This is a genomic window from Saccharopolyspora gregorii, from assembly GCF_024734405.1.
Classification (GTDB): domain Bacteria; phylum Actinomycetota; class Actinomycetes; order Mycobacteriales; family Pseudonocardiaceae; genus Saccharopolyspora_C; species Saccharopolyspora_C gregorii.
Genome location: NZ_CP059556.1, coordinates 4,180,502 through 4,203,405 on the forward strand (window position 1 = coordinate 4,180,502; position 22,904 = coordinate 4,203,405).

Below are 22,904 nucleotides of genomic sequence, written 5' to 3' on the forward strand. Positions count from 1 at the left end.
GGGTTCTCAGCGGTTCCCTCGCGAGGACAGCTTTTTCCCTCGTGGCGGAGCCACTTGGGAAAAAGATCCGCAGCGAGGGAACCGCTGAGGTTCCGCCACCTCGGTGCTCCGCAAACCGAGTTCGGATACAGGCAGTTCAGTCCCCGATGATGATCTTGCCGATGGTGTCCTTGGTGGCGAAGTGGGTGAACGCTTCGGGGGCTTCGTCGAAGGGGAAGGCCCGGTCGATGAGCGGGTGCAGCCGGTGCTGCTCGAGGACGCGGATCATCCGTTCGAAGTCGCTGCGGCTGCCGACCGCGATGGCCCGCAGCGTCGCGCCGCGGCCCAGGAACGCCCCGAGGTCCAGGCCCGCCCCGTCGGCGAGGTTCCCGACCAGCGAGATCAGCCCGCCGTGGGCGAGGGCGCGCAGCGACTGCCCGATGGTCCCGGCGCCGCCGATCTCCACCACCCGGTCCACGCCGCGTCCGCCGGTGCGCGCTCGCACCTCGTCGCCCCACTCGGGGACCGCGGTGCGGTCGATGACGTCGGGGGCGCCGAGCTCGCGCAGCCACCGCGCCTTCACCGGGCCGGACGTGGTGATCAGCACCCGCGCCCCGGCCAGGCGGGCGAACTGCAGCGCGAACATGGAGACGCCGCCGCAGCCCTGCAGCAGCACCGAGTCACCGGCGCCGATGCCGTCGAGCGCGGAGAACGCGGTGAGCGCGGCGCAGGGCAGCGTCGCGGCTTCCTCGAACGACAGGTGTTCCGGCACCGGTAGCACGGAGTGCTCGGCGACGGCGACGTGCTCGGCGAGCCATCCGTCGCGCTGCACCCCGTACAGCTCGCCCCAGCCGTCGAGCGTCCCGTGCAGCCACTCCGGGTGGAAGGTGCTCATCACCCGGTCGCCGACCTGGAAGCCGCGCACGCCCGCACCGACCGCGTCGACGGTGCCCGCGGCGTCGGACAGCGGGATCCGCCCGGGCGGCACCGGCATCGAGTAGCGCCCTTCCACGATCGGCAGGTCGCGGGCGTTGATCGAGCGGGCTCGGACCCGCACCAGCACCTCCCCGGCGGCCGGGGTCGGCACCGGGCGTTCCCGCGGCCGCAGCGGTCCGCCGTCCCCGGGCACCTCGAACGTGCGCATCAGTCGTCCCATGCCCTCGACCGTAGACCGGGACCGCTAGACGGCACGTACCCTTCCGTCCATGATTCGGTGCAGTTCGTCCAGGGGCGGCGCGTGGACCCGGTAGACGACCTCCTCGCCACCATGCGGATCGAGGAGTCCCGGTACGTGCGGATGGCGGCGCGCGCGCCGTGGGGCATCGCGTTCCGCTCCCGGCAGGTGGCGCGGCTGGTGCTGATCACCACCGGATCGTGCTGGCTGACCGGGGCGGCGCTGCGGGAACCCCTGCGGCTGACCGCGGACGACTGCGTGCTGGTGCGGGCGGGCACCGGGTTCGCGCTGCAGGACGAGCCGGGCCGCCCGCTGGCGGACTGCGAGGGCGACGTCCGGTTCGGCGGGGACGGGGAACTGACCGAGCTGGTGTCCGCCCGGTTCAGCTTCGACGCGGTCGCCGCGGACGCGCTGTTCGGGCTGCTGCCGCCGCTGTTCCGGCTGCGCCTGGACACGGTGGCCGGCGAGCTGCTGCGCGGCACGTTCGACCTGATCGCGCGGGAGTCCGCGGCGGCGGGGCTCGGCTCCGGGTTCGTCACGAGCCGCCTGTCCGACGTGCTGTTCGTGCAGGCGGTGCGCGCCTGCTGCGCGGACGTCGGCGGCGGCACCGTCGGCTGGGTCGCGGCGCTGCGGGATCCGCGGCTGGCCGGTGCGGTGCGGGCGCTGCACGCGGACCTGGCGCACCCGTGGACGGTGCGGTCGCTGGCGCAGGTGGCCGGGATGTCGCGGTCGGCGTTCGCGGCGCTGTTCAAGGAGCGGACCGGCGACACGCCGCTGAGCTACCTGGCGGCGTGGCGGACGTACCGCGCGAAGGCGCTGCTGCGGGAGACCTCGCTGAGCGTGCAGGAGATCGCGGTGCGCGTCGGCCACCCCACCGGCACCGCGCTGAGCCGCGCGTTCCTGCGCCGCGAAGGCGTCTCCCCCACCACGTGGCGCGCGACCCGCACGCGGTGAACGGCCCGCCTCCCCGCGGAACGGACCGCTCGCCGGAGGCGGTCCCCGCTCGGGCCGATCACCTGCGGCGGTCAGCAGGCCGAACGGCCGGTCGGGCGGGCCGTTCAGCCGGGGTGATCAGCGCGTCGCGACCACCGGCGCCGGGTCGTCCTGGAGGTCCAGCGGCGGCGGCGCAGCACCACCGGCACCTGGTCCCCGCGGTCCTGCGCGGTGAGCACGGCCGCGCGCACCCGGCGCCACCACACCGCGGTGCGGAACGCGCTCAGCAGCAGCACCGCGACGAGCGCGAGCAGCGCCACCCGGTACCCGCCGCCCGCCAGCTGCAGCACCAGGCCGACGGCGAGCACGCTGAGCGCGGTGGCGCTGTGCCCGCCGACGTTGGCGATGCCGGTGGCGGTGCCGACCTGGCTGATCGGGTTGTAGTCGCGGACCAGCGCGAACGCGACGCTGGAGACGGGCCCGCCCATCGCGAACACCAGGAACGCCCCGCACACCACGGCCAGCGGCGGCTGCGCGAAGCTCAGCAGCACCAGCCAGGTCAGCCCGTTGGCCACGAGGTAGCCGAGCACGAGCGGCATCCGGCAGGCGGGGAACCGCCCGATGATCGCGCCGACGAGCGGCCCGCCCGCGACCTGCCCGATGATCAGCAGGCTGAGCACGACGCTCGCGGTCGCGGGCGGCACGCCGACGCCTTCGACCAGGTACGGGTAGCCCCACAGCAGGCTCAGCGCGTTGGGCACGAACATGGTGCCGAAGTGCGCCCAGAACGCGAGCCTGGTGCCCGGGATCGCCCACGCCGAGCGCACCTTCCGCAGGATGGCGCCGGCGTCCTCGGCGCCGGAGGTGGTGCCGGGCACGTCGCGCACCACCCCGGTCGTCACGCCCGCGTAGGCGGCGGTGATCGCGCCGACGAGCAGGAACGTCCACGTCCAGCCGAGGGCCCCGAGCAGCGCGGTCAGCGGGAAGGTGGCGGCGACGCCGCCGAGCGCGCCCGCCGCGGCGGACAGGGTGGCGACCAGCGCGTACTGGCGGGCGGAGAACCGGGTGGCCACGAGCCGCAGGATGCTCACCCAGGTCAGCGCGTCACCGACGCCGAGCACGCCGCGCGCCAGCAGCCCCATCGGGTAGGAGGTGGCGAGGGCGAACAGCAGCTGCCCGCAGCCGAGCAGCAGCACCGCGGCGGTGAGCACGCGACGGGACCCGAACCGGTCCACCAGGAGCCCGGTGGGGATCTGCATGGCGGCGTAGATCCCGACCTGCAGCACGGTGAACGCGCTCAGCGCGGCGGGCCCGACCTCGAACCGGTCGATGGCGAGCGGGCCGGCGACGCCGAGCGTTCCGCGGTGGAACACGGCCGCGAGGTAGGTGAGGACGGCGGCGCCCCAGATCAGCCACGCCTGCCGCGCCCCGGTTCCCGCTGATCGGGACGGCGGTGGGGCGCTGCCCGGGTTCGCCGAGGTGGCGGCCACTCGGGTGATCGGTGGCGGTGCCCCGCCGCTGCGATCACGGTCGTCCGATTGCCGACTCTCCGGTCGGTCGCCTGCCACGTCGTGCCCCTTCCGCGAATTTTCGGTTCCGCACTCATCGTCGTCGGCCGAGCGCGAGAGGTTAGCGCCCGAAAGCGTGGAATCCGCCACAGCAACCATCCACAGTGGACACAACGTGGTCCGATCCGTCCAGGAGCGCACCGCATCCGCCCGAACCCGCTGGCCCGCGGGGACTTCCGCCCCGTCCCGGCGGCGAGCCGGGACGCGACCACGTCCCAGCATCCGGGACGAGGTGGGCATCGACACCGGTTCGTTGACAGCGGTGGCGGCCGTTCCTAGCGTCGTCGCGTGCGACCGGCCCTGCTCACCTCGCGCCACCACGTGGATCTGCTGCGGGTGGCGTCCGCGGCCTGTCCGGACTCCTGACCGCCCCCCGCACCGGCCGCGCCCGCGCGCCGCACCCCGCCGCAGCCAGGAGTCCGCCGAGCATGACCACCGCCCTGACCGAGCCGGCCGAGCACGGCTCGTCGGCGAAGAACGTCCGCACCGTCATCACGTCGAGCCTCATCGGCACGACCGTCGAGTGGTACGACTTCTTCCTGTACAGCACCGCCGCCAGCCTGGTGTTCGACAAGCTGTTCTTCCCGACCGCCGATCCGGCCGTCGGCACGATGCTGGCGTTCACCACCTTCTTCGTCGGGTTCGTGGCCCGGCCGCTGGGCGGCATCCTGTTCGGCCACATCGGCGACCGCATCGGCCGCAAGCGCACCCTCGTCACCACGATGGTCGTGATGGGGCTGGCCACGGCGGCGATGGGCGCGCTGCCGACCTACGAGCAGGCGGGCATGTGGGCGCCGCTGCTGCTGGTGCTGCTGCGGCTGTTCCAGGGCTTGGCGATCGGTGGCGAGTGGGCCGGGGCGGTGCTGATGGCCGTCGAGTACGCGCCACCCGGCAAGCGCTCGTCCTACGGTTCCTGGCCGCAGGTGGGCCTCGCGCTCGGCCTCGGCCTGGGCACCGGGTTGTTCGCGCTGCTGGGCAACGTGCTCGACGACGAGCAGTTCCTCGGCTACGGCTGGCGGATCGCGTTCGGGCTGAGCCTGGTGCTGGTGCTGGTCGGCCTGGTGATCCGGCTGCGGGTGGCGGAGACGCCCGCGTTCCAGCAGATGCGGGAGTTGCAGGGCACCGCGCGGGTGCCGTTCCTGGAGCTGTTCCGGGACCGGGCGACCCGCCGCAACACGGTGCTGGGCCTGCTGTCGCGGTACTCGGAGGGCGCGGCGTTCAACACCTGGGCGGTGTTCTTCCTGACCTATGCGACCGGCACGCTCGGCCTGCCGCGCAACGACGTGCTCATCGGCGTGATGGCGGCGGCGCTGGTGCTGGCCGTGCTGATCCCCGTGGTGGGGCGGATCGGCGACCGGCGTTCCCCGCGGCTGCTGTACGCGCTCGGCTCGGCGCTGTTCGCGCTGTCGGTGTACCCGGCGTTCCTGGCGTTCCAGCTGCGCAGCCCGCTGCTGACCGGCGTGGTGATCGTGCTGGTGCTGGGCGTGGTGCACTCGGTGATCTACGCGCCGCAGGGCACGTTCTACGCCCAGCTGTCGCCGGTGCGGTTGCGCTACACCGGCATGTCGTTCATCTACCAGTTCTCCGGGATCTACGCCTCGGGCCTCACGCCGCTGATCGTCACTGCGCTGCTCGCGGCAGGTGGCGGCACCCCGTGGCTGGCGTGCGGCTACCTGGTCGCGACGGGCGCGATCGGAGCGACGGCGACCCTGCTGCTCCGCCGCGAAGACCTCCACTTCACCGCGGGACGATGATCAGCGGCGGAAGCCGTCCTGCTTCACGCGGTGAATGAAACGGCCGAACACCGCGTCGGACAAGCGAAGCTGCGCTCCCGCCGGATCCTTGGAATCGCGGATCGCCGGGAACCCACCTCGCCGAGCGGTCTCGACGCAGTTGCTGCCCTGAGCGCTCCGCGACGACTTCTTCCACCCCGTGTCGGACACGCCCTGCTCCTCACTGACGACGCCGGAACTCGTCGGCCAGTTTACGCACCAACGCCACCGATTGATCAACATCCAGAGCAGCGTGGTGCAATTCGCCGAACAACCTGGACAGCTCTGAAGTATCCCTCGAACTGTCCACGATCCGGCCGCTCAGCGGTGTGTCGACGAATGCGATGTCGCCCGTGTTCGCGGGGAATCGCAAGACGGCGAAAGACCCCTGCGGACTGATGTGCGCACCGGCGTCGAACGCCAGCACTTGAAGGACGACGTTGTCCTTCGCCGCGTGCTCCAGCAGGGCATCCAGCTGGGCGCTCATCGTGGCTCCATCTCCGACGACCCGGTGCAGCGCTTCTTCGGCGATCACCGCTCGCACGATCAGCGGCTCGGTGCCGGACAGCCGCTCCTGCCGCTTGACCCGGGCTTCCACCCAGTCTTCGACCTGCTGGTCTCCGAGCGCGATGCGTCCCGCACGGTGAACCGCCCGGGCGTAGTCCCGCGTTTGCAGCAGCCCCGGGATGATGCCGAGCTCGAACGTGAAGAACTCGATCGCCTCCTGTTCGAGACCGATGAACGGCGAGAACCACTTGGGAAGGTCGTACGGGTCCCACCATTCAGCCCCCTTCTGGACCCGCGCGGCCTCGCGTCGCAGCCTTTCGACGCGCTCGCGGGTTTCGGCGTCGACCTCGTACAGGTCGAGCAGATCGGCCAGCTCGCTGCGATTGGTCCGGTAGAGGCCGCGTTCCCAATGGCCGATCTTGGCCGTCGAGCAGTCCAGGTGGGTGGCCGCCTGCTGGATGGTCACCTTGGCCGACTTCCGCAGGTCGCGGATCAGCTTGCCCAAGGTGATCTGCCGTGCGTTCGACATGCGCGACTCCACTTTCGCCCGATCAGGGAACTATCGAACCTAGCTACTAGCCGCTAGCTTCATAGCTAGCAAGATGACAGTGAGTGTACGAGCCGCTACCAAGAGTGCGAGGAGGTGGGCATGGGTGAGCTGGTACTCATCCACCACGCCCGACGGCGTGGTCCACGAGGCCGAAGCGGGCACGACGCGGCGGACGCGGTGCGGCCTGCCGATCAGCGGGCGTGCGATCCGCGGTGCGGCGTCCTGCCTGGACTGTGCGCGGGAGTCGAAGTCCCGCCGCGCGGCCTCCCGCTCCGGATCGTCCGCGAGACCGGCGCCCGCTGGGCGTGCGGGCCGTCCGACGGACGATGGCATCGTCCCCGCCGGGCTCCTGGACGACCGCTGCGCTGCCTCTGCGGACACCGCGTCGAAGGTCCGGCGCACCTGCGCCGCGCGCGGCCGAACCCGGGCCACCTGGGGCGGGCGCTCTGCGCCTCCGCGGTAGGGACGCTGCCGATGCTCATCGCCTGACGCACTTCCCGGCTCGCGGCACTCCCCCGCCTCCCCCGAGCGAGCCGGGACTCCGCCCGGCCCACCTTCCCCGACGGGGCCGGGCGGGCGGACCCGTCGCCGCTGCGCCGCACCGCCCCGAGCGGCCGCGGCGGCGGGCTCCCGCCACTCCGGGTCGACGGCCCGCTCTCCCGGTCGGGCTGGGCAGGCCTGCACCTGATGGGCGTGCTGAGGTCGGGGCTAGCTCTGGACGAAGGAGAGCTGGACGGAGGCGAAGAACTGCTCGACGTCGGCCAGCTGCCAGCCGATCGGTTTGAGCGCCTTCTCGATCCGCTCGATCTCGCGTCGCACCTGCCGCATCGACGTCCGCCGGAGGTTCACGTCGAAACCGGCGACGTACACCGGCTCCCCCGCCTCGTACTCCCGCCTCGCTTCCGACACGAGCTTCGACATGTAGTAGGCGTGCAGCAAACCCATGGCGTCCTCCCCAGAACGAGCGGGCGAGTCCGCGGGGAACACCTCCGCGCGCCCGATGTTGGAACCGTACGGGGGAACGTCCGGCACCAATCCGCATCAGCGCCGGATCTGCCGTGCAGGTCCGGATCGACCGGCGAAATCGGCCCATCCGGCGTATCGGATCACCTGGCGACATCGGCCCACCCGGTGGAATCGGCCCACCCGGCGTACCGAGTCGCTCGGCGAACCAGGTCACCCGACGAACCGGATCACCTGACGAAGGGGATCGCTCGGCGAACCGAGTCACCCATCGAACCGAATCACCCGACGAACCAGATCACCCGGCGGATCGAGCCACCCGGCGAAGGGGTCACTCCGCGAACGGGATCGCCTGCGCCGCAACGGGTTCCGGAGCGCCCGGGTGCCGCCACAGGCCCTTGCGCTCCAGGATCGGCAGCACGCCTTCGCCGAACCAGTACGCCTCCTCCAGGTGCGGGTGCCCGGAGAGCACGAACTCGTCCAGACCCAGCGCCGCGTACTCCTCGATGCGGGCCGCGACCTCCTCGTGGCTGCCGACGAGCGCGGTGCCCGCGCCGCCGCGCACCAGGCCCACCCCGGCCCACAGGTTCGGGTAGATCTCCAGGTCGTCGGACTTGCCGCCGTGCAGCTCCAGCATCCGCCGCTGGCCTTCCGACTCGCTGCGGGACAGGCCCCGCTGCACCTGCTCGATCGTCGCCGGGTCCAGCGCGTCCAGCAGCCGCCGCGCCTCCGCCCACGCCTGCTCCGAGGTGTCCCGGCTGATCACGTGCAGCCGGATGCCGAAGCGCGGCGTGCGGCCCTGCTCGGCGGCGAGCGACTTGATCCAGGCGATCTTCTCGGCGACCTTCGCGGGCGGCTCGCCCCACGTCAGGTACACGTCGGAGTGCTTCGCGGCGACCGCACCCGCCGCGGGCGAGGAACCGCCGAAGTAGACCTCCGGCACCGGGTCCGGCGTGCGGGTCAGCTCCGCGCCCTCCACCCGCACGTGCTCGCCGCTGAAGTCCACCCGCTCGCCGCGCCACAACGAGCGCACCACGTGCAGGAACTCGTCGGCGCGCGCGTAGCGGCCCTCCTTGTCCAGGAAGTCGCCGTAGGCGCGTTGCTCGTGGCTCTCCCCGCCGGTGACGACGTTCAGCAGCAACCGGCCGCCGGAGTGCCGCTGGTAGGTCGCCGCCATCTGCGCGCCCAGGGTCGGCGACAGCAGGCCGGGGCGGAACGCCACCAGGAACTTCAGCCGCTCGGTGACCTCGGTGAGCATCGCCGTGGACAGCCACGCGTCCTCGCACCACGCGCCCGTCGGCGTCAGCGCGCCCTCGAAGCCCAGCTGCTCGGCGCTGCGCGCGATCTGCCCCAAGTAGGCCAGCGTCGCCGGGCGAGCCCCGCCCGCCGTGGAGGTCTTCACCCCGTGACCGCCGCCGACGAGGTAGCGGCTGTCGCCGTAGGTGGGCAGGAACCAGTGGAACGTGAGCGGCATCGGGCTTCTCCGGAACGGGTGCGAAGGAGGACGTCAGGGCGCGCTGCGGCGGGAACCGCCCGCGACGGGACGGAAACCCGGCGGCGGAACCCCGCGCGCGAGGCAGTGGCGTCAGCCGCGACAGCGCTGCGCCGCGACGCGCACGAAGTCCACGTGGCGGCGTCGGGTCAGCAGCGGCAGGATCACTTTTCCATCCGAGCAAAGGCCCTGTGCGCTGTCAATGAGTCCTTCTTCATGCCACCGGCCGGGAGCGGGAGCCGCCGCCGTGCTCGACGGCTCCCGCTCCCGGCGCGGCCGCTAGTCCGCGACCGCCTGCTCGGCGTCCGGGACGACCAGCGGGTAGTGCCGCGCGAAGAACTCGCGGTAACCGGTCGGCCGGTAGCCGATGAGGCGCTCCAGATCACCGGTGCTCGCCCCGAACTCACCGCGGTTGATCGCCGCGGTCCACTCCGCCATGAACTCGGCGAGGGAGCGGGGCACGCCCAGCTCGGCGATCAAGCCGTCGACGTAGTCCTCCGGTGCGACGGGCACGTGCGGCACGGGCGCGCCGTGGACCTCGCTCAGCGCGGCGGCGATCTCGCGGAACGACCCGGATTCGCTGCCGCTGAGCGTGTAGGTCGTGTTCTCGTGGCCGTCCTCGGTGAGCACCGCCGCGCTCGCCGCCGCCAGGTCGCGCCGCAGGGCCGGCGCCACCGCGCCCGCGCCGTCGGGCACCCGCACCCCGTTCCGGTAGGGGTCGGCGCCCAGGCTCGTGCCCAGCACGTCGAGGAAGATCGGCTGCCGCAGGACCGTCCAGGTCAACCCCGAGGCCTGCAACGCCTGTTCGGCGAAGACGTCCGAGTCCGTGACACCGGGCTGCCGGACGTCCGAGCCTTCATCGCGCTGGACGGCCGTGAAGACCACGTGCTCGACCCCGGCCTGCTTCGCCGCGGCGATCGCGTTGAAGTGCTGCGCGTTCCGGTCGCTGAGCGCGACGGCCGAGACCAGCAGCAGCCGCTCCACCCCGGCGAAGGCCCGGACGAGCGACCCGTGGTCGAAGTAGTCGCCGCGGCGCACCTCGACGCCCCGCTCGGCCAGGTCCGCGGCGCGGGACGGGTCGCGGGCGAGCCCGACCAGCCGTTCCGCGGGCTGGCTGCGCAGCAGCTGGTGCAGGGCGGCCCGACCGAGATGGCCGGTCGCGCCGGTCACCATCAACTTTCCCATCGTTCTCGTCTCCTGATCAGTGATGATCTTTCAGTAGGACTGGGCGCTCATCGGACCGGCCCGACAGGTTCTGTCCTTTTCTCGTCAGCGGCGAAGCCGCTGAGCAGCGACCACGCACGCAGCCGGACACCCGCGGGTTCTCAGCGGGATTCTCGCGAGGACAGCGTTTTCTCCTGTGGCGGAGCCACCTGCGAAAACGATCCCGCAGCGAGAATCCCGCTGAGGTTCCGCCACCCGAGCACTTCGCAAAGCGACCCGAGGAGCAGTCGGTCAAAACCTGATCACGGTCTTGCCGACCGTCCGCGCGCTCTCGACCAGTTCGTGGGCCCGCCGCATCGCCGCCGCGGTGCGGCCGTCCAGCACCGTCGTGGCGATGGGGCGCAACCGGCCCGCGACGACGTCCTGCACCAGCGCGGCGAGGATCCGGCCCTGCCCGTCGAGTCCGGCCGTGATCCGGCTGAACACCATCTCGGTGTGCAGCGACAGGGACTTGGCCGCGAGCGGCATCGGGTCGAGCGGACCGGCCAGGTCGACGGCGGAGAGGTGGCCGAACGGCCGCAGCACCTCCGCGATCCAGCCGAGGTTGTCCGCGGTGCCCGCGGTGGACAGCACCAGGTCGACGTGGTCGATCCCGGCGGCGCGGAGCTGGGCGGGCACGTCCCCGGTGTGATCGACGACCACGTCCGCGCCCATCGCCGTGCACCACTCGCGCGATTCCGGGCGCGAGGCCGTGGCCACGACCAGCGCGGACGTCCTGCTCTTCAGCAGCCGTGTCGCCAGCGTGCCCACCCCGCCGGCACCGCCGACGACCAGCACGCGGTCGATTCCCGCGGCCAAGTCGTCGTGCTCGCGGAACAGCGCCTCCCACGCCGTGAGGCCGGCGATGGGCAGCGACGCGGCGTCGGCGAAGGGCAATTCGTCCGGGAGCAGCGCCACCACCCGGTGGTCCACCGCGACCCGTTCCGCCCAGGCGCCGTCGCGCGCCATGTCCCCGGTGCCCAGGACGCGGTCGCCGACCGCGAAGCCCGCGGCGGCCGGTCCCACGGCGCGCACCACCCCGGCGAATTCCCAGCCCAGGACGAGCCGGCCACCGGTTTCGGCGCTGCGGGTCCGCCGGACGGCCGCCTCACCCGGGTTGATCCCGACGGCGTGGACCTCCACGAGCAGGTCCGCGTCCCGCAGCCGCGGTTCGGCGACCTCGACCGGCTCGATCGCGAACGCGTCCAGCGGATGGGCCTGCCGGTAGGCGAGTGCCTGCATCAGCTCCCCCTCAACCCTGCTTGAGCGCGTGCAGCGCGGACAGCGGACCGCCGACCTGCATCAGCCGGCCGCCGTCGCGCAGCGCCCCGACGTCCACCGGCGCGAACCCGATCTCGTCCGCGACCGCGTGGAAATCGGCCTTCGCGGCCGCGTCGTCCCCGGCGTAGAAGAGCAGCCGACGGCCTTCCGGGTGCCGGGGGTCGGGAGCGATGTGCTCGACGAACAGCGTGTTGAACGCCTTGACCACCCGCGCGCCCGGCGCGTGCCGGGCGACGAACTCGCTTCCCGTGTCCGCACCGAGGTCGACGAGGTCAGCGGGCGTCACGCCGGTCATCTGGTTGGTCGTGTCGACCAGGATCCGGCCGTTCCACGCGGGCAGGTCCGCCAGCGCGGCGGGGATGTCCGACCACCGCACGGCGAGGAACACCACGTCCGCGGCGGCGGCCTCCGCGACGGTGCCCGCGGTGGCCGACGGGCCCAGCCGGGCCACGACACCGCTCAGCGAGGCCGGACCGCGGCTGTTGCTGAGGACGACGCGGTGGCCTGCCGCGACGAGGTGACCGGCGATGGCCTGCCCGATGGCGCCGGCCCCGATGGTTCCGAAGTGCACGAGTCCTCCCGGAGCGCGTGGAGCCCACGGCCCCACCAGTTTTTGATGACGACCGCCATCGAAAATTAATGATGACGACCCACCTCAATACTTGTCAAGGCGCGGCCCGCTCGTTTTGATGACGGGTATCATCGAGCAGTCGACACACCGACCGGGCCGCGTGACTCCGGCCCCGCGCGCCGAGGAGGTCCCCCAGGTGCCACGCATCACGCAGGAGCAGAAGAAGCTCAACCGCGAACGGATCGTCGGCGCGGCGGGCGAAGGTTTCCGGCTGCGCGGCATCGACGGGATCGGGATCGACGAGCTGATGAAGGCCGCCGGGATGACGCACGGGGCGTTCTACAACCACTTCTCCTCGAAGGAGGACCTCGCGCTGGAGGTCTTCGCCCGCGGCTTCACCGACTCGCTGGCCGCGCTCGACACTATCCGCGAGTCCCATCCCGGTGCCGCCCGCGCCGCCCTGGACGCCGTGGTCGAGCAGTACCTGACCGCCGAGCACCGCGACCACCCGGAAACGGGCTGCGCCTCGGCCGCGCTGGCCGCCGACGCCGGACGCCACGGCGCCGCGGCCCAAGCCCAGTACCAGCGAGGACTCGCGGGCTACTTCGACACCATCACCGAACTGGTCCGCGAATCCGCGCACGAGGCCGGCACCGAACCGGACCCGGCGGAATCCCGCGAGCAGGCGGTCGCCCTGTTCTGCCAGCTCGTCGGCGCCCTGGTCGTCTCCCGCGCCGTCGCCGCGGCCGACCCCGAACTCTCCGAAGAAGTCCTCGCCGCCAACCGATCCCAGCTCACCGCGAACTGAGCGACGACGGCTTAGATCTCGATACGCGGGTCTTGCCGGTTTTCCTGTCAGCGGCGAAGCCGATGAGCCGCCGACCACCTGATCAGCCAGCCCACCCGCGGGTTCTCAGCGGGTTCCTCGCGAGGACAGCGTTTTCTCATGTGGCGGAGCCACCTGCGAAAACGATCCCGCAGCGAGGAAGCAGCCGAGGTTCCGCCACCTCAGAGCTCCACGACGCGCCCGTCGATCACCCGCAACCGCCGCGTCACGTGCACCGCGTCGAGCATCCGGCGGTCGTGCGTGACCAGCAGCAGGGTGCCGGTGTACGACGCCAGCGCCGACTCCAGCTGCTCGATCGCGGGCAGGTCCAGGTGGTTCGTCGGCTCGTCCAGCACCAGCAGGTTCACCCCGCGCGCCTGCAGCAGCGCCAGCGCCGCCCGCGTCCGCTCTCCCGGCGAGAGGGTGTCCGCCGGACGCAGCACGTGCGCGGCGACCAGCCCGAACTTCGCCAGCAGCGTGCGCACCTCGGCCGTCGGCCAGTCCGGCACCTGCGCGGCGAACGCGTCCAGCAGCGCCTCGCCGCCGAAGAACAGCCCGCGCGCCTGGTCCACCTCGCCGACCACCACGCCGGAGCCCAGCGCGGCACGGCCCTCGTCCGGCGCCACCCGGCCCAGCAGCGCGGCCAGCAACGTGGACTTCCCGGCGCCGTTCGCGCCGGTGATCGCCACCCGGTCCGCCCAGTCGACCTGCAGGTCCACCGGCCCCAGCGACCACGGGCCGCGGCGCAGCACCGCGCCGTGCAGGGTCGCCACCACCGAGCCGGAGCGGGGCGCGGCGGCGATGCTCATCCGCAGCTCCCACTCCTTGCGGGGTTCCTCCACCACGTCGAGGCGTTCGATCAGGCGCTCGGTCTGCCGCGCTTTCGCCGCCTGCTTCTCGGTGGCCTCGCTGCGGAACTTGCGGCCCACCTTGTCGTTGTCGGAGGCCTTGCGGCGGGCGTTCTTCACGCCCTTCTCCATCCACGAGCGCTGCGAGCGGGCCCGGGCTTCCAGCGAGGCTCGGGTGTCGGCGTACTCGTCGTACTGCTCGCGGGCGTGCCTGCGCGCGACCTCGCGCTCCTCCAGGTAGGCCGCGTAACCGCCGCCGAACGAGCGCACCTGCTGCTGCGCCAGGTCCAGCTCCACGACCCGGGTGACGGTGCGCGCCAGGAACTCGCGGTCGTGGCTGACCAGCACCGTTCCCGCGCGCAGCTCGGCGACGAAGCGCTCCAGCCGCTCCAGGCCACCCAGGTCCAGGTCGTTCGTCGGCTCGTCGAGCAGGAACACGTCGTAGCGGCTCAGCAGCAGCGACGCCATGCCCGCGCGGGCCGCCTGGCCGCCGGACAGGCTCGTCATCGGCTGCTCCAGCGCCGCGTCCAGGCCGATCTCGGTGACCACGTCCTCGGCGCGCTCGGCGAGGTCGGCGCCGCCCAGCGCCAGCCAGCGGTCCAGCGCGGTGCTGTAGGCGTCGTCCGAACCCGCGGCGCCCTCGGTGAGCGCCTCCGTCGCCGCGTCCAGCTCGCGCTGCGCGGCCGCCACCCCGGTGCGCCGCGCCAGGAACGCCTGCACCGACTCGCCGGGGATCCGGTCCGGTTCCTGCGGCAGGTAGCCGATCGTCGCCGTCGGCGGGCTCAGCCGCACCGTGCCGTCCGTCGCGGGCACCTGGCCGGCCAGCATCCGCAGCAGCGTCGACTTGCCCGCGCCGTTCACCCCGACCAGGCCCACCACGTCGCCGGGGGCGACGACCAGATCGAGACCGGAGAACAGGACGCGCTCGCCATGACCGGCGGCGAGCCCCTTCGCGACGAGTGTGGCGCTCATAAGGACTACGATCCTAATCCCCGCTCATCGGGGGTCCGCGCCCTCGCCCCGCGCAGGGCCCCACCGCCGGGCGGGACTACGCGGTCCCGCCGAGGACGGTGCCGTGGGGGACGCCGTCGAGCGCCTTCTCGAACTGCTCCAGGACGTCGGCCAGCGGGCCGGAGCTGTCCTCGTGGATCGCCAGGTCGTCGCCGGTGACGGTCAGGTGCTTGTCGATGAGGAAGAAGCTCTGCACCACGTGCCGCGCGCCCAGCGAGCTCACCACCGGGCGCAGCCCGTAGTCCAGCGCCAGCACGTGCGCCAGGCTGCCGCCGGTGGCCAGCGGCAGCACCGCCTTGCCGGTGAACCCGAACTGCGGCAGCAGGTCCAGGAACACCTTGAGCAGCCCGGAGTAGGCGGCCTTGTACGTCGGCGTCGCGAGCACGATGCCGTCGACGCGGCCGACCTTCGCCACCGCTTCCGCGATCTCCGGGTGGGCGGTGTCCGCGCTCAGCAGCGCCTCGGCGGGCAGGGTGCGCAGCCGCAGGTGCTCGGCGCGGCGTCCCGACGCGGTGAGCCTGCGGGCCAGGTGCTCGGCGACGCGTTCGGTCTTGGAGGTCTTCGAGGGGCTGCCGGAAATGACCAGGACGGTGGACACGCGCGTTCTCCTCACGGAAGTGACCGGTGATTCGAGGTGGGAATCGAGCCGGGGCAAGTCCACAGTGGAGTGATCAGTCATCCGCGGTGGGGCGCCACGACCGGCTCAGCTGCGGGAACGACACCCCTGCGCCGCGACACGCAGCAGATCCACGTGGCGTCGCTTGGTGAACAGGGCCGGGAGCACGGAACCATCGCAACACCGGCTCGAACGGGGTGTCAACCAGCCGGGACGGGAATCCCAACTCGCGGAACCGGGAATGCCGCCGCCCGGCACGCCCTCCGGCCGGGCAGTCGATCAGTCCGCCGCGCCCCGGCTCAGCCGGGCCAGCCGCCGCGGCGTCGGCCACTTCACGTGCGACGCCCAGCCGAACCGCTCGAAGAGCCAGATCACCCGCGCCGAGACGTCGATCTGCCCGCGCCGCACCCCGTGCCGCGCGCACGTCGGATCCGCGTGGTGCAGGTTGTGCCACGACTCACCCATGCTCAGCAGCGCCAGCGGCCAGAAGTTCGCCGCCTTGTCCCGGCTCTTGAACGGTCGCTCCCCGATCAGGTGGCAGATCGAGTTCACCGACCACGTCACGTGGTGCAGGAACGCCACCCGCACCAGCCCAGCCCAGAAGAACGCCGTCCACGCCCCCCACCAGGTACCCGTCACCGCGCCGCCCAGCACCGCGGGCAGCAGCAACGTCAGCAGCGTCAGCGGCCCGAACAACCGGTGCACCAGCACGATGTCCCGGTCGGCCATCAAGTCCGGCGCGAACCGCTCCCGGTTCGTCAGGTCCCGCTCGAAGAGCCACCCCATGTGCGCGTGCCAGAACCCGCGCGCCAACGCCCACGGCGACGTGCCGAACGCCCACGGCGAATGCGGATCGCCCTCCCGGTCCGAGAACGCGTGGTGCCTGCGGTGGTCCGCCACCCAGTGCATCACCGGGCCCTGCACCGACATGCTGCCCGCCACCGCCAGCGCGACCCGCAGCCAGCGCTTCGCCCGGAACGCGCCGTGCGTGAAGTACCGGTGGAAGCCCACCGTCACCCCGAGGATCGTGAACACGTAGAAGCCGGCCGCCAACCCCACGTCCCACCAGCTCAGCCCCCACCCCCACGCCAGCGGCACCGCGGCCAGCAGCGCCAGGAACGGCAGCAGGATGAACACGTACACCGACAGCTGCGGCGCCCAACCCCGGCGCCCGGCCAGCAGCGGAGCCCGTTCCTGGTGGGCGGTGGATTCGGTGGTGACCATCGCGCGAGAACCTCGAATCTGGCGGGAGCTGGGACCGTGCGCTCCACGTTCCAGGTACCCGCGCCGCCCGGCAACGAACCGCACCCCACGCCGCGATGAACTTCGCCTGATCAGGGCGAATCCGGTGCGGTGGGGTTCAGCGCGTCACCACCTGGGCGAGGACCATCGCGAACGCGTCCCGGTCCACCGCGGCCGGTTCCGCCGCGAGCCACTCCCCGATCTCGCGGACGAAGCCCTCCGGGGTCAGCGGCTCCACCGGCGCCTCCGCGTCCGACTCGCCGACGCTCACCTCGCCGGCCCGGTTCGGGTACAGCAGCAGCACGCCGCGCACCTCGACCTCCGGCAGCAGCGCCTCGAACGCCGCGACGCCCTCGCCGAGCCGGGTGGTGCCGCCGCGGAACACGTGGCCGTTGCGCCACACCTCGCCGTCCTCGTCCACCTCGTAGTGGCCGGGCAGCCACCGCTTCGACTCGACCAGCACTAGCCGCCTGCCGCAGAGCACCGCGTGGTCGACGTCCGCGAACACCGAACCCGGCCAGGCCACGCCGTGGAAGATCCGCGCCCCCGGCAGCCGCGTGAGGTGGTCGGCCAGCAACTCCGCGGACCGCTGCTTGACCACCGCGTCCGCGGCGACCTCCTCCTCGGCGGTGCCGCCGAACACCCGGCCCCGGTTCTCCGCCTCGAACAACCGGTCCGTGCGGTGCGCCTCCAGCAGGCGGCGCAGCAGCACCAGCACCACCACCCCGGCCGAGACCAGCAGCGCCAGCCACACGCCCAGCAGCACCCCGCTCAACCCCACCAGCAGGCCGGCCGCCGCCAGCAGCACCCAGCCGCCCGCCATCGCCAGCGCCGCCGTCCGGTCCGGCGCGGTGACCGGCAGGTACACCACCCGCTCCGCCGGGTCCACCTCGTCCCACCACGGGATGTCCGCGGCACTGAGGTCCGGGGCGGCCGGGGCGAAGTCCGGGTCGTCGCCGAAGTCGCGGCGCTGCCCCGGCCGGTACACCCAGCGCCGGGACGGCGTGCGCTTGGGTCCCGGCCGCGGCTCCGGCTGCTCCTCCTCGCCGTCACCACCGGCGTCGTAGTCGGCGCGGCGCACCGGGTCGTTGAGCGTCTCGTACGCCTGCTGCAACAACCGGAAGGTGCCCGCGGTGCCGCCGACGTCCGGGTGCATGGTCCGCGCCAACGTCCGGTACGCGGATTTGATCTCGGCGCTGGACGCCGAGCGCTCCACGCCCAGCAGCTCGTAGTAGTCGACCCCGCGCACGAAACTCCGTCCACCGTAAGCGATCGGCCGGCCACGACCGCGCGGACATGATAAGTGCACGGGCCCGTTCAAGATCAGCCAGTCGGCCCCTCCGGGCCGCGTTGCGCGACCGGTTCGGCTAACCGGGTGACGACCGCAGCCGCCACGCCAGCACCCCGCCCAGCGCCAGCGGCAGCCAGAACACGAACACCCGGAACACCAGCACCGCCGCCGCCGACACGCCCACCGGGATCCCGTACGACGCCAGCGCCGCGGCCGCGCCGACCTCCACGAACCCCACCCCGCCCGGCAGCACCCCGACGATCCCGAACAGCGTCGACACCGCGTACGCGACCAGCGCCACCAGCGGCCGGTCCCCGGCGCCCACCGCCACCATCGACGCCCACAGCACCGCCGCGCCCAGCACGTCGATCAGCACCGCGAAGCACACCGCGGGCAGCGCCGTCCACGGCCGGGCGCGGATCGCCGCCACCGCGTCGTAGAACTCGTCCGCGGCCTCCGTGTCCCGCTCCCTCGGCTCGCGGCGCAGCACCCGGTCCAGCAACCGCCCCGGCCACGCCCACACCCGGCGCAGCACCTCCCGGCTGCGCACCGCCGCCACCAGCGCCACCACCCTGGCCAGCAGCCCGATGGAGAACAGCACGGTGGCGACGACCTCCGCGCGCTCCAGCCTGCCGTCCCAGCACACCACCGCCAGGCCCGCCGCCAGCGTCACCACGAAACCCACCTCGGCGGTCTGCGCGGCCGCCAAGTACGCGCCGGTGATCCGACCCTGATCGCGCGTCCCCCGACCGCGCGCGTGCAGCGAGAACGCCGCCAAGCCCGCCAGGTTCCCCGACTTCACCGCCAAATTCAGCGCGATCGACGCCACCGTCACCGGCAGCAGCGCCGCGAACTCGTGGTAGCCGCCCGCCCCCGTGACGCGCCGCGCCGCGACGTGCAGCAGGACCCAGTTCGCGATCCACACCAGCAGCACCCCCGCGCCCACCGCCAGCCAGCGCGGGTCCGCGTCCCGCAGCGCCCGGCCGGCCGCGGGCAGCTCGTGGCGGTTCGCCCACACCAGCGCGGCGACCGCCGCCACCACCAGCAGCGCCGCCGCGACCCGGAGCCGACGGGAGAGCACCGGGTCAGGGTGTCAGCGGGGCCGGTCGGGTGCCGAACGACCGGAACGTGCGCGGCGTCCACCTGGACCCGGCACCGAGGTGCCCGCGACGCGATGGGCGCGGAGCTCCGGACGAGGGGCGTCGCGATGCCCGGGCGAGGCGCCCGGAACGATCACGAAACGTGTCGGGCAGCGCGCGGTTTCCCCACCGTCCCGGTGAAACCACTGCCCCTGTTCAGCGATCTCGGTGCGCGGCGCCGCGTCGGCGTGTCGCGGCCTGCTTCCGCCGAGCGCGGGTCACCCGCCGCTTGGTGTCGCGCAGGCGGTCCGTCAGCTCCTCCAGCTCGGCGCGGAGCTCGTCCCGTCGGCGTTCCAGCCGGTCCCGGTCCTGCTCGGCCCGGCGGAGGTCGTCCTCGGCCCAGCGCTGCTCGTCCCCGGACCGGCGCTGCTCGTCCTCGGACCGGCGCTGCTCCTCCCCGGACCGGCGCTGCTCCTCCCCGGACCGGCGCTGCTCCTCCCCGGACCGGCGCTGCTCCTCCCCGGACCGGCGCTGGTCCTGCCCGGCCTGCCGCGTCGGGTCGGCCGGGGCCGCCGTGCTCCGCGCCGAAGTCGCCCGGTCGGATGCCCGCCGCTGCGGGCGCGAGGCACGTTCCGAACCGGTACCACCGGCTTCCTCCCGATCCGCCGTGGTGCCGGTGTCCGCGCCGGAGGCCGGCCGGTTCGCGGAGCCGCCCCGGGCGCGGTGCTCGACCCGCGGAGTCCGGCTCGGTCCCGTACGGCGTCCGCGGTGGCGTGGCCCGGCGCGTTCCTCGGGGGCCGCGTCGACGTCGTCGCGGCCGGCCTCCGCCGCGGACTCCGCGGGGACGGCCTCGGCCGATCCGCCCCGCGATGGTGCGCGCTTCGAGGCCGGCCGCTTCGCGCCGCCCTCCGCCGCGCCGCGCTCCGGGGTGGTCTCCTCCGCCGGAACGCCCTTCGCCCGGCGCCCCGTCCGGCCGCCGCGCTTCGGCGCGGGTTCCTCCGCCGGGCGGTCCTGCGCCGCGCCGGCACGCCTCTTCCCGGTGCCCGTCGTCCGGTCCTGATCACCGGCCGCGCGGTCCGCGGTGCGGGCGTCCGGCCGATCCGCCGCCACGTCCCGCGCTCCTCCCGGACCGGACCGCCCCTCGGTCCGGCGCGGGGCACCCGCGGTCCCCTGGCGGTCGGCGGCGCGCTGCGCACCGCCGCGTCGCGGACCGGTGCCGCCTCGGTGCCGTGCCGTGGTGCTGCGCATCGCCGCCACGGACAGCTCGTCCAAGCCGAACCCGCTGTGCTCCAGTGCGCCGCTGAGCGTGCCCGCCCGGACCCGGCGCGCCGACTCCGGTTCGGCGACGGCCGCCGCGAACGTGCTCTCCACCTGCCTGCGGGCCTGTTCCGCCAGCTGCTTGCCGCCGCGCTCCACCACCTGCGCCGAGCGCGCCGTCAGGTCCGCGACGAGGTCCGCGCGCCGCCGGCCCAGGCGCCGGATCTCCTCCCCGCGCAGTTCGCGTTGCGCCGCGCGCAACTCGTCGCCCAGCTCGACCAGTTCCGCGACGCGACGCGGGTGCTCGGCGGCCACCCGGTTCACCGCCCACGCCGCGGTCGTCGGCTTGCGCAACCCACCGATCGACCGGGCGAGCCCCTCGTCACCGGCCTCCCGGGCGGCCCGCGCCCGCTCGTTGCGAACAGCCACGAACTCCGCCGGATCCCCCTGGTAGAGCTCCTGCAGCAGCTCCTCGGACACCTGCTCACCGGCCATCAGCCCAGCCCAGCACGCGTCCCGCCGACGCGCACCCGAACCCGAGGCGTGGTGCCGGGCCCGACGGGGAACCCCACCGGTATGACGACCGCTCTGCAACGTCCCCGGAACGGGGCTCTCATCGCCGGGGTGTGCGCGGGGATCGCGCAGCGCTTCGGCTGGAACGTCGGTCTGGTCCGGCTGCTGTTCGTGGTCTCCTGCATCCTGCCCGGGCCGCAGTTCTTGATCTACGTGGCGCTGTGGATCGTGATGCCCAAGCAATGAGCACCCGCGGTCCGGGCACCACCGGTGACCTGGCCCGGAACGCGAAAAACCCGCTGACTCTGGAGTCAGCGGGCCTTTCCACGCGGATGGCCGAGGCGGCGAACCGCCCCTCCCTTGTGGCCATCCGGAACAGCCGTGCTCGGCCTAGGTGGCGCCCTGGGACCGGCACGGCCAGCTCATCGCCGGCGCACCGTGCTGCCGTCCACGGTAACCGCTACGGGTGACGAAAGCCCAGGACTCGCGGCACTTCACCGCACCGGAACCGGACGTTCCGCGGAAATCGGGTGCTCCGCGGGGTCCTCCCGGGCCGCTCCGGCCGTCGCTCGCACCGGGTCGGCGGGGCGGTGCCGACCTCGCCGCGCGTGCGGGAGCCCGCACCGTGCCGGGCCGACGGCCCGGGCCGCCGGCACCGGGACGTCGGCAGCACGATCGGCGGGCGGCGCTCCGCGACCAAGGCCTCGACGGCACCATGACCGTGTACGCGAGGGCGAGCACGAGAGCCCGCGGATCCCCGGTGTCCGTGGGGAGGAAGGCCGCCGAGCACTCGGCCCGACGGTGAGGACGGAGAGCGATGGTTCCGGACGACGAGCAGGCGGACCTCGCCGGCGCGCGCAGGGCGAAGCGGTTCGTCCTGCTGGTGGCGGCCGTCTCGGCGCTCGGCGGCGCGCTGTTCGGCTACGACACCGGGGTGATCTCCGGGGCGCTGCTGTTCATGACCCCGCACTTCGGGCTGACGCCGTTCCTGGAAGGCCTGGTGACGAGCGCGCTGCTGCTCGGTGCCGCCGCGGGCGCGCTGGCCGGCGGCCGGGTCGCGGACCGGGCCGGTCGGCGGCCGATGCTGATCGGGTCGGCCGTGGTGTTCGTGGTGGGCACGCTCGGTTCGGCGCTGACCCCGGACGTGCCGGTGCTGGTGCTCTCCCGCGTGGTGCTGGGGCTGGCGGTCGGTGCGGCCTCGGTGGTGGTACCGCTGTACATCTCGGAGATGGCTCCGGCGCGCGTGCGGGGCAGGCTGGTCACGTTCAACGGCCTGATGATCGTGACCGGGCAGCTGCTGGCGTACGTGGTGAACGCGCTGCTGGCCGAAGCCGGGGCGTGGCGCTGGATGCTCGGGCTCGCGACCATCCCCGCGGTGCTGCTGGGCGTGGGCATGCTGTTCCTGCCGGACAGCCCGCGGTGGTACGCGGGCCAGCAGCGGCTGGAGCAGGCCCGCGCCGTGCTGCACCGCGGCCGGTCGCCCGAGGAGGCCGAGCGGGAGCTCGCGCAGATCACCGCCGCCCACGAGCAGCGGGCGACCGGCCGGGGCTGGCGCGAGCTGCGCTCGAAGTGGCTGCGCCGGGTGTTCTTCATCGGCATCGGGCTGGCGGTGCTGCAGCAGATCACCGGCGTCAACACGATCGTCTACTTCGCACCGATGCTGCTGACGCAGACCGGGCTGGGCGAGGTCGCCTCCATCGCGGCGACGATCTCGATCGGCGTGATCTCGGTGCTGGCGGCGGTGGTCGGGCTGCTGCTGATGGACCGGGTCGGTCGGCGACCGCTGCTGATCACCGGGCAGGCCGGGGTGACGAGCTGCCTGGTGCTGCTGGGCCTGGCGTTCCTGCTCCAGAGCGGCGGGAACCGCGCGGGCTACGCGATCTTGGCGATCATGGTGGTGTACATGGCCTTCCAGCAGAGCAGCGTGAGCACGGTGACCTGGCTGATGATCACCGAGCTGTTCCCGCTGCGGATCCGCGGCTTCGCGATGGGCGTGGCGGTCCTGGTGCTGTGGCTGACGAACTTCGCGGTGGCGCTGGTGTTCCCGCCGATGGTGGCGGCGCTCGGGGGCAGCGCCACGTTCTGGGTGTTCGCCGCGCTCAACGTCGGCGCGCTGGTGTTCAGCGTGCGGCTGGTCCCGGAGACCAGGGGGCGCAGCCTGGAGGAGCTCGAAACGGACCTGCGGCGCCCGGCGACCGCGGCGGGGGCCCGCGGCTGATCGGGCGGTG

21 protein-coding genes are annotated in these 22,904 nt (G+C 73.1%); 6 read left to right on the forward strand and 15 right to left on the reverse strand.

Annotated features, from left to right (window positions below; translation table 11 throughout):
• Positions 1-136: 136 nt before the first annotated feature.
• A complete protein-coding gene (locus tag H1226_RS18110; RefSeq protein ID WP_258341793.1) occupies positions 137-1,135 on the reverse strand; it encodes a zinc-dependent alcohol dehydrogenase family protein in 999 nt (332 codons plus the stop codon).
• A gap of 57 nt (positions 1,136-1,192) precedes the next feature.
• Between H1226_RS18110 and H1226_RS18115 the strand changes: the two genes are divergently transcribed.
• A complete protein-coding gene (locus H1226_RS18115) occupies positions 1,193-2,107 on the forward strand; it encodes an AraC family transcriptional regulator (protein ID WP_258341794.1) in 915 nt (304 codons plus the stop codon).
• Positions 2,108-2,211: 104 nt separating this feature from the next.
• Here the strand turns inward: H1226_RS18115 and H1226_RS18120 are convergent, their stop codons facing one another.
• A complete protein-coding gene (locus H1226_RS18120) occupies positions 2,212-3,576 on the reverse strand; it encodes an MFS transporter (protein WP_373689958.1) in 1,365 nt (454 codons plus the stop codon).
• Between the two features lie 366 nt (positions 3,577-3,942).
• On the opposite strand from H1226_RS18120, the gene H1226_RS28360 reads away from it, so the two are divergent.
• Both H1226_RS28360 and H1226_RS18125 read left to right on the forward strand, forming a co-directional pair.
• Positions 3,943-4,020 (forward strand): putative leader peptide, encoded by a 78-nt coding sequence (locus H1226_RS28360; protein WP_373690084.1) that lies wholly within the window; start codon positions 3,943-3,945, stop codon positions 4,018-4,020.
• A 62-nt stretch (positions 4,021-4,082) separates the two neighbouring features.
• Positions 4,083-5,408, forward strand: coding sequence for an MFS transporter (locus tag H1226_RS18125; RefSeq protein WP_258341795.1), 1,326 nt, complete (start codon positions 4,083-4,085; stop codon positions 5,406-5,408).
• Here the strand turns inward: H1226_RS18125 and H1226_RS18130 are convergent, their stop codons facing one another.
• The 7 genes from H1226_RS18130 to H1226_RS18160 form a co-directional block, all read right to left on the reverse strand.
• On the reverse strand, positions 5,409-5,597 hold the full coding sequence (locus H1226_RS18130) for a DUF397 domain-containing protein (protein WP_258341796.1): 189 nt from the start codon (positions 5,595-5,597) through the stop codon (positions 5,409-5,411).
• Positions 5,598-5,607: 10 nt separating this feature from the next.
• Complete coding sequence (locus tag H1226_RS18135; RefSeq protein WP_258341797.1) at positions 5,608-6,462, reverse strand: helix-turn-helix domain-containing protein; 855 nt, start codon at positions 6,460-6,462, stop codon at positions 5,608-5,610.
• Positions 6,463-7,191: 729 nt separating this feature from the next.
• Positions 7,192-7,428, reverse strand: a complete 237-nt coding sequence (locus H1226_RS18140) for a hypothetical protein (protein ID WP_258341798.1) — start codon at positions 7,426-7,428, stop codon at positions 7,192-7,194.
• Positions 7,429-7,777: 349 nt separating this feature from the next.
• Positions 7,778-8,920: an LLM class flavin-dependent oxidoreductase gene (locus H1226_RS18145; protein ID WP_258341799.1), complete on the reverse strand. Its 1,143-nt coding sequence runs from the start codon at positions 8,918-8,920 to the stop codon at positions 7,778-7,780.
• 297 nt (positions 8,921-9,217) lie between these two features.
• Positions 9,218-10,123, reverse strand: a complete 906-nt coding sequence (locus H1226_RS18150) for an SDR family oxidoreductase (protein WP_258341800.1) — start codon at positions 10,121-10,123, stop codon at positions 9,218-9,220.
• 270 nt (positions 10,124-10,393) lie between these two features.
• Positions 10,394-11,383 (reverse strand): zinc-binding dehydrogenase, encoded by a 990-nt coding sequence (locus tag H1226_RS18155; RefSeq protein WP_258341801.1) that lies wholly within the window; start codon positions 11,381-11,383, stop codon positions 10,394-10,396.
• A gap of 10 nt (positions 11,384-11,393) precedes the next feature.
• On the reverse strand, positions 11,394-11,993 hold the full coding sequence (locus H1226_RS18160) for an NADPH-dependent F420 reductase (RefSeq protein WP_258341802.1): 600 nt from the start codon (positions 11,991-11,993) through the stop codon (positions 11,394-11,396).
• Positions 11,994-12,189: 196 nt separating this feature from the next.
• Here H1226_RS18160 and H1226_RS18165 point away from each other — a divergent pair, with 196 nt between their 5' ends.
• The gene (locus H1226_RS18165) at positions 12,190-12,801 is read left to right on the forward strand and encodes a TetR/AcrR family transcriptional regulator (protein WP_258341803.1); all 612 of its coding nucleotides are present in this window, start codon (positions 12,190-12,192) and stop codon (positions 12,799-12,801) included.
• A 200-nt stretch (positions 12,802-13,001) separates the two neighbouring features.
• Here the strand turns inward: H1226_RS18165 and H1226_RS18170 are convergent, their stop codons facing one another.
• The 6 genes from H1226_RS18170 to H1226_RS18195 all read right to left on the reverse strand — a co-directional run bounded on the left by H1226_RS18170 (position 13,002) and on the right by H1226_RS18195 (position 20,658).
• The gene (locus H1226_RS18170) at positions 13,002-14,639 is read right to left on the reverse strand and encodes an ABC-F family ATP-binding cassette domain-containing protein (RefSeq protein WP_258341804.1); all 1,638 of its coding nucleotides are present in this window, start codon (positions 14,637-14,639) and stop codon (positions 13,002-13,004) included.
• A 76-nt stretch (positions 14,640-14,715) separates the two neighbouring features.
• Entirely contained in the window at positions 14,716-15,276 is a 561-nt protein-coding gene (gene ssuE, locus H1226_RS18175; protein WP_258341805.1) for an NADPH-dependent FMN reductase, read from the reverse strand.
• A gap of 297 nt (positions 15,277-15,573) precedes the next feature.
• Positions 15,574-16,518 carry an acyl-CoA desaturase gene (locus H1226_RS18180; protein ID WP_258341806.1) on the reverse strand — a complete coding sequence of 315 codons (945 nt, stop codon included), beginning with the start codon at positions 16,516-16,518 and terminating at the stop codon, positions 15,574-15,576.
• A 136-nt stretch (positions 16,519-16,654) separates the two neighbouring features.
• Entirely contained in the window at positions 16,655-17,785 is a 1,131-nt protein-coding gene (locus H1226_RS18185) for a J domain-containing protein (protein ID WP_258341807.1), read from the reverse strand.
• A gap of 118 nt (positions 17,786-17,903) precedes the next feature.
• Positions 17,904-18,908, reverse strand: coding sequence for a flippase-like domain-containing protein (locus tag H1226_RS18190; protein ID WP_258341808.1), 1,005 nt, complete (start codon positions 18,906-18,908; stop codon positions 17,904-17,906).
• Positions 18,909-19,122: 214 nt separating this feature from the next.
• On the reverse strand, positions 19,123-20,658 hold the full coding sequence (locus H1226_RS18195) for a hypothetical protein (protein ID WP_258341809.1): 1,536 nt from the start codon (positions 20,656-20,658) through the stop codon (positions 19,123-19,125).
• An 81-nt stretch (positions 20,659-20,739) separates the two neighbouring features.
• Here H1226_RS18195 and H1226_RS18200 point away from each other — a divergent pair, with 81 nt between their 5' ends.
• Together H1226_RS18200 and H1226_RS18205 are read left to right on the forward strand one after the other, a co-directional pair.
• Complete coding sequence (locus H1226_RS18200; protein WP_258341810.1) at positions 20,740-20,922, forward strand: PspC domain-containing protein; 183 nt, start codon at positions 20,740-20,742, stop codon at positions 20,920-20,922.
• Positions 20,923-21,493: 571 nt separating this feature from the next.
• Positions 21,494-22,894 carry a sugar porter family MFS transporter gene (locus tag H1226_RS18205; RefSeq protein ID WP_258341811.1) on the forward strand — a complete coding sequence of 467 codons (1,401 nt, stop codon included), beginning with the start codon at positions 21,494-21,496 and terminating at the stop codon, positions 22,892-22,894.
• Positions 22,895-22,904 lie beyond the last annotated feature (10 nt).